The organism is Streptomyces hawaiiensis (assembly GCF_004803895.1).
GTDB classification, from domain to species: Bacteria; Actinomycetota; Actinomycetes; order Streptomycetales; family Streptomycetaceae; genus Streptomyces; species Streptomyces hawaiiensis.
The window spans coordinates 7,593,981-7,607,789 of record NZ_CP021978.1; the positions used below are offsets into that span (position 1 = coordinate 7,593,981).

9 protein-coding genes are annotated in these 13,809 nt (G+C 71.2%); 3 read left to right on the forward strand and 6 right to left on the reverse strand.

The annotated features are described in order from the left end of the window. Positions 1–6: 6 nt before the first annotated feature. The 6 genes from CEB94_RS34670 to CEB94_RS34695 all read right to left on the reverse strand — a co-directional run bounded on the left by CEB94_RS34670 (position 7) and on the right by CEB94_RS34695 (position 8,237). On the reverse strand, positions 7–2,940 hold the full coding sequence (locus CEB94_RS34670; protein ID WP_175435903.1) for a glycoside hydrolase family 2 TIM barrel-domain containing protein: 2,934 nt from the start codon (positions 2,938–2,940) through the stop codon (positions 7–9). Further along, positions 2,937–3,806, reverse strand: a complete 870-nt coding sequence (locus CEB94_RS34675; protein WP_246112214.1) for an alkaline phosphatase family protein — start codon at positions 3,804–3,806, stop codon at positions 2,937–2,939. Before CEB94_RS34675 ends, CEB94_RS34670 begins: the two co-directional genes overlap by 4 nt. A gap of 199 nt (positions 3,807–4,005) precedes the next feature. Next, positions 4,006–4,854, reverse strand: a complete 849-nt coding sequence (locus tag CEB94_RS34680) for a carbohydrate ABC transporter permease (RefSeq protein WP_175435905.1) — start codon at positions 4,852–4,854, stop codon at positions 4,006–4,008. Then, entirely contained in the window at positions 4,851–5,735 is an 885-nt protein-coding gene (locus CEB94_RS34685; protein ID WP_175437294.1) for a carbohydrate ABC transporter permease, read from the reverse strand. The genes CEB94_RS34680 and CEB94_RS34685 overlap by 4 nt, the downstream gene beginning before the upstream one ends. Before the next feature lie 124 nt (positions 5,736–5,859). Then, on the reverse strand, positions 5,860–7,137 hold the full coding sequence (locus CEB94_RS34690; protein ID WP_175435906.1) for an extracellular solute-binding protein: 1,278 nt from the start codon (positions 7,135–7,137) through the stop codon (positions 5,860–5,862). Positions 7,138–7,196: 59 nt separating this feature from the next. Then, positions 7,197–8,237, reverse strand: a complete 1,041-nt coding sequence (locus CEB94_RS34695; RefSeq protein ID WP_175435907.1) for a carbohydrate kinase family protein — start codon at positions 8,235–8,237, stop codon at positions 7,197–7,199. A gap of 149 nt (positions 8,238–8,386) precedes the next feature. Here CEB94_RS34695 and CEB94_RS34700 point away from each other — a divergent pair, with 149 nt between their 5' ends. From CEB94_RS34700 to CEB94_RS34710, 3 genes are all read left to right on the forward strand, one after another. Then, on the forward strand, positions 8,387–9,151 hold the full coding sequence (locus CEB94_RS34700; protein ID WP_175437295.1) for a DeoR/GlpR family DNA-binding transcription regulator: 765 nt from the start codon (positions 8,387–8,389) through the stop codon (positions 9,149–9,151). A gap of 190 nt (positions 9,152–9,341) precedes the next feature. Continuing rightward, positions 9,342–10,682, forward strand: coding sequence for a 6-phospho-beta-glucosidase (locus CEB94_RS34705; RefSeq protein WP_175435908.1), 1,341 nt, complete (start codon positions 9,342–9,344; stop codon positions 10,680–10,682). 53 nt (positions 10,683–10,735) lie between these two features. Beyond that, positions 10,736–13,777 carry an alpha-mannosidase gene (locus tag CEB94_RS34710; protein WP_175435909.1) on the forward strand — a complete coding sequence of 1,014 codons (3,042 nt, stop codon included), beginning with the start codon at positions 10,736–10,738 and terminating at the stop codon, positions 13,775–13,777. The last annotated feature ends 32 nt before the right edge of the window (positions 13,778–13,809 follow it).

Below are 13,809 nucleotides of genomic sequence, written 5' to 3' on the forward strand. Positions count from 1 at the left end.
GAAGGATCAGAGAACGCGCAGCGTCCAGCTCCAGCGATGGACACCGGCGGCGACGAGGTAGGAAGCGAAGGTGTCGGGCCCGCACGAGGCCGTGCCCAGCCCGCGGTGCGCCGCGTCGATGTGCACCACGCACCCGGCCCGCGGCACCAGTTCGTCGTGATGCGCGACGGCGGCGAGGTCGGCCGCGCGATGGCGGGTCACGGAGACCTGCCGGGGCCGGTCCAGCCGCACCGCGAGCCCGGTGGCATCGGGCGCGGACAGCGTGAACCGCCGTACGCCGTGCCGTCCGCCGCTCTCCTGCGGCCGCAGATACGGTGTGAACAACTCGTCCACCGGCAGACAGTGGTGACCGACGGGCGCGCCCGCGGCCCGGTCCGGATACGACTCCCAAGGGCCCTGCCCGAACCATTCCAGCAGGTTCAGCCCGGCGACCGTCTCGAACACCGACCCGACCCGGGCCACGTCGTGCAGCGCCTCGGGCAGCTCGGCGCACTCCTCGACGAGGAGTCCGCCCTCCACGGCCGTCAGCACCTGTTCGTGCCGGACGGTCCCGCCCTCGCAGAGGTGGTCGGACACCACGGCCACCCGGCCCGGGTCACGCCGTACGGAGACGACCTTGCGGGTGGGGGCGGCCAGCCCCCAGTCACGCCAGTGGGCCGCCATGCCGCCCAGTTCGTCGTTGTCGGTCGGCGCCCGCCACAGCGACAGCGTGGGCGCGGCCGTCAGCAGCGGATGGACCAGCAGCCCGTCCTCGTCGACCTCGACCGCGCGGTCCGCGACCGGGGTGTGCAGCACCACGGGCGCCGCCCGCAGCCGCACCTGCGGCAGGCACACGACCGTGCCGCGCGGCGCCCACGGCTCGTCCCGGGCCGTCGTGACCCGCAGCGTCAGCCACGCCTCACCGCCGTCCTCCGGCAGCGCGAACGGCAGCGGCACCACGGCCGTCTCGCCCGGCCGCAGAGCGGGCAGTCCGGCGGGAGCCGTCACAGCGGTTCCGTCGGCGAGGGACAGCTCCCACTCGCCGGACAGCCAGTCCAGGCCCCGGAAGTGCTGGTGGTTGCTCAGCACGACGCCCTCGTGCCGGAAGGACTCGATGCGCACCGGCGCGGCGATCTCCCGGTGCTCGAACATCACCGGCTTGGGGGTGCGGTCGGGGAAGACGACCCCGTCGGCGATGAAGGCGCCGTCGTGGTCCGTCTCGCCGAAGTCGCCGCCGTACGCCCAGCGATGCCCGGGCGCGGCGACACCGTTGTCGTAGAGCCCGGCGCCCCCACGCCCGGCCGGTCTGCCGTCGTTCACACGCTGGAGGATGCCGTGGTCCCAGAACTCCCAGATGAACCCGCCCTGAAGACCCGGGGTGGCCTCGATGGCCGCCCAATGGTCCGCCAGCGTGCCGTTGCTGTTGCCCATGGCGTGCGAGTACTCGCACTGGATGAGCGGCTTGGTCTGCGTCCCGGACAGGGCGTGTGCGAGGCACTCCTCCAGCGGCGCGTACATCGGGCAGGCGATGTCGGAGGCCAGATCCGGATCCGCCCAGCCGCGCTTGGCCGCGCCCTCGTACTGGAGCGGCCGGGTCGGGTCGTGCCGGCGTACCCAGCCCGCCGCCGCGTCGTGGTTCGCGCCGTAGTCGGACTCGTTGCCCAGCGACCAGATGATGACGGACGGGTGGTTCTTGTCGCGCAGGACCATCCGCGCGACCCGGTCCACGAACGCGCCCAGGTAGCGCGGGTCGTCGGCGATCTCGTGCGCGTGGTCGTGGGACTCCAGGTCGGCCTCGTCGACGACGTAGAAGCCGAGCTCGTCCGCCAGGTCGTACAGGGCCGGGTCGTTCGGGTAGTGCGCGGTGCGGATCGCGTTGAAGCCGAACCGCTTCAGCAGCACGAGGTCCGCGCGCATGTCGTCATGCGACACCGTCCGCCCGGTCAGTGGATGGAAGTCGTGCCGGTTGACGCCCCGGACGAACACGCGCTCGCCGTTGACCAGCAGGTCCCGGCCGGTGATCTCGACGTCGCGGAAGCCGACCCGGTGCCGGGAGGTGTCGGCGACCGTGCCGTCGGCGCGGTGGAGGCGGACCGTCAGGCCGTACAGCTCGGGCGTCTCGGCGTTCCAGGTGCGGACGTCCGGCACGACGGTCCGCAGCCGGGCCTCGCCGAGGAATCCGGAGACGCGCTCGTCCTCGGCGTTGGCCCGGTCGAACTCCGCGTCCTGCGTGAGCAGGTGCCCGTCCAGCTCCCCGCTCACGTACCAGCCCTCGGGCAGCGCCCCGCCCGCGTCCCGCACCCGGCACTCCACCAGCAGGTCGCCGTCGCGGCGGGCCCGCACGGTCACGTCCGCGAGATGCAGCGGGTCGACGGCGTACAGCAGCACCGAGCGGGTGATGCCGCCGTGCCACCACTGGTCCTGGTCCTCGATGTGTGAGGCGTCGGACCACTTCACCACGGTCAGGCGCACCGTGGCCCGCCCCCCGGGACGCACCAGGTCCGTCAGGTCGAACTCGGCCGCCAGGTGCGAGTCCTTGGAGATCCCGACGGGCCGCCCGTCCACATGCGCCAGCAGCACGCTCTCGGCGGCCCCGACCTGGAGCACGATCCGCTGCCCGGCCCATTCGGCCGGCACGTCCACCGCACGCTCGTACACCCCGGTCGGGTTGTCCGCGGGCACGTCCGGCGGGAACTCGGCGAACGGCATGCGGACGTTCAGGTACCGCGGCAGATCGTCCGTGCCCTGCACGGTCCACACGCCGGGGACGTACGACGACGACCAGACCTCCCCGAGCGGGGCGTCCGGCGCGGGCAGCAGCTGAAAGCGCCAGTCGCCGTCGAGCGAGACGGCTGCGCGGCGCCGGTCTACCGCGTTCATCGGCAGCCGGCCCCAGGAGGTCACCTCGGGTGCGTTCCAGGGGCGCAGGGCGAGCAGGGGATCGAGGGGTGCGTGGGTCATGACCGTTCCGAAGTCGGTGGGGTGGGCCGGGGCAGGACGCGGCCCTGCAGGCCCCAGGCGGGGTCCACGGGGATGCCGAGCCGGTCCAGGACGGTGGGGGCGATGTCCACGAGGCGGGGCGTGCCGAGCCGGGTGCCTCCGGGCCCACCGGGCTCGGAGAGGAGGACGAAGACCTCCCGCTCGGCATGCGAGTCGCCGCCGTGGCCACCGGAGTCGAGATGGCCGTGGTCGGTGGTGATCAGCACGGTCCAGCGCTCCCGGGCGCGTCCGGGGTCCGACGCCCGGGCGTCGATCGCCGCCAGCAGCCGCCCGAGGTGGGCGTCCTGGGCGAGGAGGGCCCGGTCGTAGGCGGGAGAGAGGGGGCCGGTGGCGTGGCCGGCCTCGTCGGTGGCGCCGAAGTACACGAAGAGGGCGTCCGGGTCGAACGTGGTGAGCCAGCGCATGGCGGTGCGGGCGACGCGGCGGTCCGCGGTCCCGTATCCCCAGAGTTCACCGTTGTGGCGCACACGTCGGCCGATGGCCCGGCCGAGGGTGCCGCGGCGGACCAGCTCCGGCCAGGACACCACGGCCGCGGTGCGCAGGCCCGGCCGGGCGGAGGCGGCGCGGGTCAGGAAGTCGGGGTAGCGGGCGTAGTCGGCACCCTTGAAATCGTTGCCGGTGACCCCGTGGCGGTCGGGCCACACCCCGGTGAGGACGCTCGACCAGCCGGGCCCGGAGTCGGTGTAGGCCGTGCCGGCCGAGGACTCGTCGTCGGCTCGGCCGTAGGGCAGCAGGCTCGTGCCGACGGAGCCTGCGGCCATCAGGGCGTGCAGCACCGGGGCGTTGGCCGGCGAGCAGGTCAGCCGGTCGTAGCGCAGGCCGTCCATGCCGACGACGAGCACCTTGGCGCGTCGGGCCTCGTCGTCGACGTCCGTCACCGGGTGCCTCCCTCGTGTGGTTACCAAGAGCTCGGGACCACCGGCCGGTTCTCGGCCGCACATCCGTTGTGGCGGGTCGCGCCCACGCGGCGGAGCCGCATATCGACACAGCCCCGCGCCCCGTCAGGGGGCCCTCCCCTGGGCGGCGTCAGCTCCCCTGCACCGCCCCCTCCGTGGCGCCCGCGATGAACCCGCGGGCGAAGATCGTGAAGATGACGACCAGCGGCACGGACGCCATGAGCACACCGGCCATGACCATGCTGTAGTCGGTGGTGTGGCCGACGTGGAGCTGGGCGAGCGCCACCTGGAGGGTCAGGTGGCCGGGGTCGTTGAGCACGATGAGCGGCCAGATGTAGTCGTTCCAGGCGCCGACGAAGGCGTAGATGGCGAGGAAGGACAACGCCGGCTTGATCATCGGCAGCACGATGTTCCAGTACTGGCGGAAGAACCCCGCGCCGTCGATGCGCGCGGCGTCGAGGAGTTCGTCCGGCACGCCGTTCTCGATGTACTGGCGCAGCCAGAAGATGCCGAACGCGTTGGCGAGGGCGGGCAGGATCAGCGCCTTGAGCGTGCCGACCCAGCCGATGTCGGACATGAGGATGAACTGCGGCAGGACGGCCAGCTGGAGCGGCAGCATCATGAAGCCCACCAGCATGGCGAAGAGCACCTTGCGGCCGGGGAAGTCGAACTTGGCGAAGGCGAACGCCGCCAGCGAGTCGACGAACAGGACCAGCACGGTGGTGACGGTCGCGACGACGAGCGTGTTCAGCATCGACCCGAAGAAGTCGATGGTGTCGAGGACGTGCCGGATGTTCTCCAGCAGATGGGAACCGAAGCCCAGCTTCGGCGGGCTCTTGTAGATGTCCTCGGTGGTGTTCGTCGCCATGACGATCGTCCACACGAACGGGAAGACCGAGATCAGGACGGCCAGGGCGAGGACGATGTGCGCGGTCAGACCCTTGGGACGTCGTGACCGCCTCGGGACCACTGCGGTCATGACTTCCTCCCGCGCTGGACGACGCGCCAGTTGACGACGACCAGCACCATGATCAGTACGAAGAAGGCCCACACGATGGCCGCGCCGTAGCCGTAGTCGTTGTTGACGAAGGCCGACTGGTAGAAGTACAGCAGCGTGGTCAGGCCCGCCTGGCCGGGACCGCCCAGGTTCGGGTTCGCGGCGTTGCTGCCGAACAGCACCTGCGGTTCGCTGAAGCTCTGCAGGCCGTTGATGGTCGAGATGATGACGGTGAACAGGATGATGGGCCGCAGGATCGGCATGGTGATCTGGAAGAACGTACGGATCGGACCGGCGCCGTCCAGCCTGGCCGCCTCGTAGATCTGGGTGGGGATGGCCTGGAGGCCGGCCAGGTAGATGATCATGTTGTAGCCGGTCCACATCCAGGTCATCAGCAGCGCGATGACCAGTTTGATCAGCCACGGATTGCTCAGCCACGGGACGGGTGAGATGCCGACCGTGCCCAGAATCGCGTTGACCAGGCCGAAGTTGTTGCTGAACACCGCACCGAAGAAGATCGACACGGCGACGATCGAGGTGACGTTCGGTATGTAGAGGGCGATGCGGTAGAAGCCCTTGAAGCGGCGTACCGAATGCAGCAGCGTCGCCAGCACCAGGGCGCCGAACAGGGTGGGAACGGTGGACAGCACCCAGATCACCAGGGTGTTGCGGATCGACAGCCAGAAGACCGGGTCGTCCCACAGGAACCGGAACTGCTGCAGTCCCACGAACTGCACGGTGCCCAGGCCGTCCCAGCGCTGGAAGGCGAGGTACAGCGAGTAGAAGACCGGGAAGAACGAGAAGACGCCGAAGACCAGGAAGAAGGGCGAGATCGCGAGGTACTGCCGCCAGTGGGACAGCACACCGCGACGCGCCGGCCGCACGGTGCCCGCGGGCGGCGTGCGCCGCGGGCGGAAGCGGGCCGGGCCGGGCCCGCCGCGGTGCCGGGGCACCGTGGCGGAACCGGTGACCGGAGGTGAGGACACCTCAGTTCACCCCCTGCCGCCGGGCGATCTGCCGGGCCTGGGCGACCGCGTCCTTCCAGGCGTCCGCGGGCTTCTTGCCCTTGGCCTCGATGCTGGACAGTTCGGTCATGAAAGGCGCCATGACGGCGGCGTCGGCCGGTGCCTCGTAGCTGGCCGGGATGGCCTTGGCGGCCGGGCCGAAGACCTCGATGACCTTCTGCCCGCCGAAGAAGGGGTCGCCGCCCGTCATGGCCGGCATGGCGTAGGCCGCCGGCGCGGCGGGGAAGATGGCGGCGTCGGTGAAGCCGCGGGCGTCGTTCTCCGGGCTGAGGATCCAGCTGATGATCTTGAATGCCTCTTCGGGGTTCCGGCACTGCTTGGGCAGGGCCAGATAGGAGCCGCCCTGGTTGGCCGGCCCGCCGGGCGTTGCGCAGACCCGCCACTTGCCCTTGGTCTTCGGGGCCGCCTGCTCGATGTCCAGGGCGTGCCAGGCCGCGCCGAGTTCGGTGGACAGGCTCTTGCCGATGGCGGCGTTCCAGGTGTTGTCGTTGATCTTGGCGTCGATGCCCAGGGTGTAGGGGCGGATCGCCGTGTCCCAGGCGGTGCGGATGTGGTCCTGGTCGCCGATGAAGTGGTTGTCCTGGTCGATGAACCGCGCGCTGCCCTGGCCGACCGCGATGTTGAACACCGAGCTGATGTTGTTGACCAGGTAGGTGCCCGGCACCTTCTTGCCCAGCTCGGTGCCGAGCGCGAAGTACTCCTCCCAGGTCCCGGCCCGGGCGGCGACCTTGTCGGGGTCGGTGGGCAGCCCGGCCTTGTCGAACAGGTCCGCGCGGTAGAAGAGCGCGGTGGGGCCGATGTCGATCGGGAAGCCGATCTGCCGGCCGTCCTCGGTCCGGGCGAGCTTGGTCTTCCAGTCCAGGTACTGGGACGCGATCTTCTTAAAGCCGAGGTCGTTCAGGTCGAGGAAGCGGTTCGCGTTGGGCAGGAAGGACGCCATGTCCTCGCCCTTGATGCCGGTGATGTCGGGCACGGAGGCGCCCGCCGCGAGGGTGGTGGTCAGCTTCTGCTTGAAGTCGCCGCCGATGGAGGCGGCGGTCAGCTTGACCTGGCCGCTGAAGTGCGTCTTCGCCTCGGCGACCACCTTGTCGCTGAGCGCGCCTCCCCAGTACCACAAGGTGAGGTTCTTGCCGTTCTTGCCGCCGGCCGATCCCGATCCGCCGCCGCATGCGACGGTCAGACCGGAGGCGGCCGCGGTCAGGGCGGCGGCCTGGAGGAAGCCTCTACGAGAAAGGTCCACGGGTCACTCCTGTTGTTCCTGTTCGACGTGCGGAGGGGTGGGAGAGTCAGTGCCGCCCTTCAGGAGGCGCGCGGACCGACGGGGGTGTGAGGGCTCGGCGGGGTGACGGGGGCGTGGTGCACGGGCGGGCCGGGGTCGGCCGGAATGCGGTCGGCCAGGAAGCCGTAGGCCCGTCGCAGTTCCGGGTCGCTCTGGGAGCGCCACCAGCGTTCGACGCCGTACCAGCCGGGGGCCGCGAGGGCGCCGCCGTGGTGCCGGACCGACAGCCCGGCCGCGAGCACCGCGAACCGCAGCCGCTCCGCCAGCGGCCAGCCGCCGAGGGAGGCCGCGACGAAGCTCGCGCCGAAGACGTCCCCGGCGCCCGTCGCGTCCAGGACGTCGGTGTCCAGGGCCGGGACCTCGGCGTATTCGCCGGTGATCTGGTCGACGGCGAGGGCGCCGTCCCCGCCCCGGGTCACCACGGCGACCGGCACCAGCTCGGAGAGCGTGCCGAGCGCGGCCACCGCGCTGTCGGTGCGGGTGTAGGCCATCGCCTCGGTCTCGTTAGGGAGGAAGGCGTGGCACAGGGCCAGCTGGTCCAGGAGGGCCGTCGGCCACTCCTGGGCGGGGTCCCAGCCGACGTCGGCGTAGATGTGTGTGCCGTTCGCGGCGGCCTTGGCGAGCCACTCGCACGGCTCGGCCTCGAGGTGCACCAGGGCGGTCCGCGCCTCGGGCGGGTCGCCCATCAGCTCGTCCTGCGAGTACGGCGGCTCCTGGCCGTGGGTGAGCAGGGCCCGGTCGGTGCCGTGGGCGACGGAGACGGTGACCGGGGTCGGCCAGTGGTCCGCCGTACGGGAGAGCGAGAGGTCGACGCCTTCCTGGCCGCCCAGGACGTCCCGGCAGTACGCGCCGTAGAAGTCGTCGCCGAACACCGTGGCCAGAGAGGTCGTGAGGCCGAAGCGGGAAGCGGCCACGGCGAGGTTCGCGATGCCGCCCGGGCCGCAGCCCATGCCCCGGGTCCAGATCTCCTCGCCCGGCGTCGGCGGCTTGCCGAGCCCCGTGAGGACGAGGTCGTAGAAGAGCAGCCCGGTCAGCAGCACATCGGGCCGGTCATCATCCACGGATGTGTCCTCTCGCTCAGGGCTTCGACGGAGATCGTCAAAACTCTTCATTTCGGTGAGCGGAATCGTGCGCTGCTCAGAGAGATTGGTCAATACCCGAGCAGAACTGAGCATGGAAATGATTGAAGATGACGAGTAGTGTTCCCGCCGTGCTGGCAGAACGACGACACCAACTCATCCTGCGGGCCCTCCGGGCCGGCGGGCCCGCGGCCGTGACCGACCTCTCAGAGCAGCTGGGCGTGAGCCCTGCCACAATCAGGCGTGACCTGGTCAAACTGGAAGAAGACGGACTACTCACGCGCGTACACGGCGGCGCCGTCGTGGAGGAGGGCGACCAGCCCTTCGCCGAGGTGGCCGAGGTGCGCGTCACCGAGAAGGACGCCATAGCCGAACGCGCCGCCGCCATGATCAGGGACGGCCAGTCGGTGCTGCTGGACATCGGGACGACGGCCTACCGCCTGGCCCGGCAGCTGCACGGCCGGCGGCTCACCGTGATCACCAGCAACCTGGTGGTCTACGAGGAACTCGCCGACGACGAGGGCATCGAGCTGGTCCTGCTCGGCGGCATGGTCCGCCGCGAGTACCGCTCCCTGGTCGGCTTCCTCACCGAGGACAACCTGCGTCAGCTGCACGCCGACTGGCTCTTCCTCGGCACCAGCGGGGTGCGGCCCGGCGGGCAGGTCATGGACACGACGGTCGTGGAGGTGCCGGTCAAGCGCGCCATGATCAAGGCCGGCGAGAAGGTGGTCCTGCTCGCCGACGCTGCGAAGTTCCCGGGCCACGGGATGGCGAAGGTCTGCGGTCCCGAGGACCTGGACGCGGTGGTGACGAACGAGCCGGTCGACGCGGCGACGCGGGCCTCCTTCCAGGAGGCGGGCGTCGAGGTGGTCGTGGCGGGAAGGGTGCACACGTGAAGGCTCTCCCAGCAGGAGCGCAGGGATCGCCGGCCCGGGCCGCCCCGCCGTGCGGCCGGCCACGAGGCCCCGCGACCTCACCACCGGCCGGGCCGGAACCGGCCCACCTGCTTGAGGCACGTTCGAGCAGGCGGCGCGTGCCCCTCTCCCGCGACGCGCCCCACGTCGCCTACCGAATCGGAGGAACCCGGTGAAGCTGACGATTCTGGGCGGCGGAGGATTCCGCGTGCCGCTGGTGTACGGAGCGCTCCTGGCGGACCACGCCGAGGGCCGGGTGACCCATGTCGTCCTGCACGATCTGGACGCCGGACGACTGTCGGCGGTGACACGGGTCCTCGCCGAACAGGCGGCCGGCGTCCCCGACGCGCCCGAGGTGAGCGCCACCACCGACCTGGACGAGGCCCTGCGCGGCGCCGACTTCGTGTTCTCCGCGATCCGCGTCGGCGGCTTGGAGGGACGCGCGAACGACGAACGTGTGGCCCTGGCCGAGGGCGTGCTGGGCCAGGAGACGGTGGGCGCGGGTGGCATCGCCTACGGCCTGCGCACGGTCCCGGTCGCCGTCGACATCGCGCAGCGGGTGGCCCGGCTCGCGCCCGACGCCTGGGTCATCAACTTCACCAACCCGGCCGGCCTGGTCACCGAGGCCATGTCCCGCCATCTCGGCAACCGCGTCATCGGCATCTGTGACTCCCCGGTCGGTCTCGGCCGCCGTATCGCCCGGGTGCTCGGCGTGCGGAACCCGGGCGAGGCGTGGATCGACTACGTCGGCCTCAACCACCTCGGCTGGGTGCGAGGCCTGCGCGTCGCCGGCCGCGACGAGCTCCCGCGCCTGCTCGCCGACCCCGACCTGCTCGGCTCCTTCGAGGAGGGCAAGCTCTTCGGCGCCGACTGGCTTCGGTCCCTGGGCGCGATCCCCAACGAGTACCTGCACTACTACTACTTCAACCGGGAAGCCGTACGCGCCTACCAGCAGGCCGAGAAGACCCGCGGCGCCTTCCTGCATGGCCAGCAGGCCCGCTTCTACGCCGAGATGCGCGACCCGGGCGCCCCCGCCCTGAAGGTGTGGGACCGCACCCGCGCCGAGCGTGAGGCCACCTACATGGCCGAGAACCGCGAGACCGCGGGCGCGGGCGAGCGCGACGAGGACGACCTGTCCGGCGGCTACGAGAAGGTGGCCCTCGCGCTGATGCGGGCGATCGCCCGGGACGAGCGCACCACCCTGATCCTCAACGTCCGCAACGAGCGCACCCTGTCGGTCCTGGACACGGACGCCGTCATCGAGGTCCCCTGTCTCGTCGACGCCAACGGTGCCCACCCCGTCACGGTCGACCCGCTGCCAGACCACGCCACCGGCCTGGTCTGCGCGGTCAAGGCCGTCGAGCGCGAGGTGCTGGCCGCCGCCGGCTCCGGCTCCCGCGCGACGGCTGTGAAGGCCTTCGCCCTGCACCCGCTCGTCGACTCCGTCAACGTGGCCCGCAGGCTGGTCGAGGGCTACGCCGAGGTCCACCCCGGGCTCGCGTACCTTAGGTGAGCACCATTCGGTAAGCGCTTTCCCCCGCTCTTCCCGCTTCCTGGAGACATCTCATGCACGACGAAAGCCGCCGCATCGAGGAGCGCGTGCAGCGCCTTCACGACCAGCGCATCAAGAACGCGGTCTACGCGGCCACCGTCCCCTTCGAGGTGGGGGCCTGGCAGGCCCCGGGGGAGCCGGTCCCGTTCGAGGAGGCCGCCGCCGCCTCCTACGAGCCGTTCGCGATGGGCACCCCCTGGGGCCCGCCCTGGGGCACCACCTGGTTCCGCATGCGCGGCCGGGTGCCGGACGAGTGGGCGGGCAAGCGCGTCGAGGCCGTCATCGACCTCGGCTTCGTCGGCGACTGGCCCGGCAACCAGGCCGAGGCCCTGGTCCACCTCACCGACGGCACCCCGCTCAAGGCCGTCAACCCGCTCAACCAGTACGTCGCGATCGCCAACCCCGCGCAGGGCGGCGAGACGATCGACTACCTGGTCGAGGCCGCCTCCAACCCGGACATCCTCGCGGACAACTTCTCGAAGACCACGCCCCTCGGCGACAAGCTCACCGCGGGCGACAAGCCGCTCTACACCTTCCGCGCGGCCGACATCGCCGTCCTCGACGAGGAGGTCTTCCACCTCGACCTCGACGTCCAGGTGCTGCGCGAGCTGATGCTGGAGCTCGGCGAGCACGACCCGCGCCGCCACGAGATCGCGCACGCCCTGGACCGGGCGATGGATCTGCTCGACCTGGACGACGTCTCCGGCTCGGCCGCCGCCGTGCGCGAGGCGCTGAAGCCGGTGCTGTCCAAGCCCGCGCACGCCAGTGCGCACACGATCTCCGGCGTCGGCCACGCCCACATCGACTCCGCCTGGCTCTGGCCGATCCGCGAGACCAAGCGCAAGACGTCCCGCACCTTCTCCAACGTCACCTCGCTCGCCGACGAGTACGACGACTTCATCTTCGCCTGCTCCCAGGCCCAGCAGTACGAGTGGGTGCGCGACAACTACCCGAAGGTCTGGGCCCGCATCCAGGAGTCGGTCGAGAAGGGCCAGTGGGCACCGGTCGGCGGCATGTGGGTGGAGGCCGACGGCAACCTGCCCGGCGGCGAGGCCGTCGCCCGCCAGTTCATCCACGGCAAGCGGTTCTTCATCGAGCACTTCGGCATCGAGACCAAGGGCGTGTGGCTGCCGGACTCCTTCGGCTACAACGCGGCCTATCCGCAGCTGGCCAAGCTCGCCGGGAACGAGTGGTTCCTCACCCAGAAGATCTCCTGGAACCAGACCAACAGGTTCCCCCACCACACCTTCTGGTGGGAGGGCATCGACGGCACCCGCATCTTCACGCACTTCCCGCCGGTCGACACCTACAACGCCCGCTTCAGCGGCGAGGAGATGTCCCGCGCGGTCCGCAACTACTCGGAGAAGGGCGGCGCCTCCCGCTCCCTGGCCCCCTTCGGCTGGGGCGACGGCGGCGGCGGCCCCACCCGCGAGATCATGGAACGCGCCCGCCGGCTGGCGGACCTGGAGGGCTCCGCGAAGGTCGTCGTCGAACACCCCGACGAGTTCTTCGCCAAGGCCCGCGAGGAGTACCCGGACGCGCCCGTGTGGGTCGGCGAGCTCTACCTGGAGCTGCACCGCGCCACCTACACCTCCCAGGCCCGCACCAAGCAGGGCAACCGCCGCTCCGAGCACCTCCTGCGCGAGGCCGAGCTCTGGGCGACCACGGCCGCCCTGCACGCGCCGGGCTACACCTACCCGCACGAGAAGCTGGACCGGCTCTGGAAGACGGTGCTGCTGCACCAGTTCCACGACATCCTGCCCGGCTCCTCCATCGCCTGGGTGCACCGCGAGGCCGAGGCCGAGTACGCGCGCGTCGCGCAGGAGCTGCACGCGCTGACCGCCGAGGCGGTGGCCGCGCTGGGCGCCGGAGACACCCGCGTCTTCAACACCAGCCCCTACGACCGCGCCGACGTGGTCCGCACCGCCGACGGCGCACCGGTGTATGTGGAGGTGCCCGCGAGCGGCTCCGCGTCCCTCGCCGACACCGCGCCCCCGCAGCCGGTGACGGTGGACGGCCGGGTCCTCGACAACGGGCTCGTCCGGGTGGAGGTGGCCGAGGACGGCACCCTGTCCTCCGTCCGCGACCTGCGCGCCGGCCGCGAGGTGCTCGCCGAGCCGGGCAACCTGCTCCGTCTGCACACCGACCTGCCCAACTACTGGGACGCCTGGGACATCGACAAGCACTACAAGAACCGCTACACCGACCTCCTGGACGTCTCGTCCGTCACAGTCGTCGAGCAGGACCCGCTGATCGGCGCGATCCGCGTCGAGCGGGCCTTCGGCAAGGGCTCCACGATCACCCAGACGATCACCGTCCGCGCCGGCAGCCCCCGGATCGACATCGAGACGGACATCGACTGGCACGAGGCCGAGAAGATCCTCAAGGCGGCCTTCCCGGTCGACATCCGCGCCCCGCACTCCTCCGCCGAGATCCAGTTCGGCCACATCCAGCGCCCCACCCACACCAACACCACCTGGGAGGCGGCCCGCTTCGAGGTCTCCGGCCACCGCTGGGTGCACCTCGGCGAACCCGGCTACGGCGTCGCCGTCATCAACGACTCGACGTACGGCCACGACGTCTCCCGCACGGTCCGCGAGGACGGCGGCACCACGACCACCGTCCGCCTCAGCCTGGTCCGCGCCCCGCGCATCCCGGACCCCGAGGCCGACCAGGGCCGCCACCGCTTCACCTACGCGCTGCTGCCCGGCGCGACCATCGAGGACGCCGTCGCCGAGGGCTACGCCCTCAACCTGCCGCTCCGGGTGGCGCAGGCGGCCGGCGCCCCCGAACCGGTCGTCTCCACCGAGGGCGAGGGCATCACCGTGGAAGCGGTCAAGCTCGCCGACGACGCCTCCGGCGATGTCGTCGTACGCCTCTACGAGTCCCGCGGCGGTCGCGCGACCGGCACCCTGCGCACCGGGTTCCCGCTCGCGGGCGCGCAGATCACCGACCTGCTGGAGCGACCGCTTCAGGACGCCGAGGTCGCCGACGGCGCCGTGGCCGTCACGCTGCGGCCCTTCCAGATCCTCACCCTGCGCCTGCGAAGGGGCTGACCGCGCACGGCCGCGCAGCCGTGGTTCGAGGA

Excerpts from the sequence above, each read along its gene's own strand:
- CEB94_RS34670 (WP_175435903.1), bottom strand. The coding sequence starts at position 2,940 with ATGACCCACGCACCCCTCGATCCCCTGCTCGCCCTGCGCCCCTGGAAC.
- CEB94_RS34675 (WP_246112214.1), bottom strand. The coding sequence starts at position 3,806 with ATGGACGGCCTGCGCTACGACCGGCTGACCTGCTCGCCGGCCAACGCC.
- CEB94_RS34680 (WP_175435905.1), bottom strand. The coding sequence starts at position 4,854 with ATGACCGCAGTGGTCCCGAGGCGGTCACGACGTCCCAAGGGTCTGACC.
- CEB94_RS34710 (WP_175435909.1), top strand. The coding sequence starts at position 10,736 with ATGCACGACGAAAGCCGCCGCATCGAGGAGCGCGTGCAGCGCCTTCAC.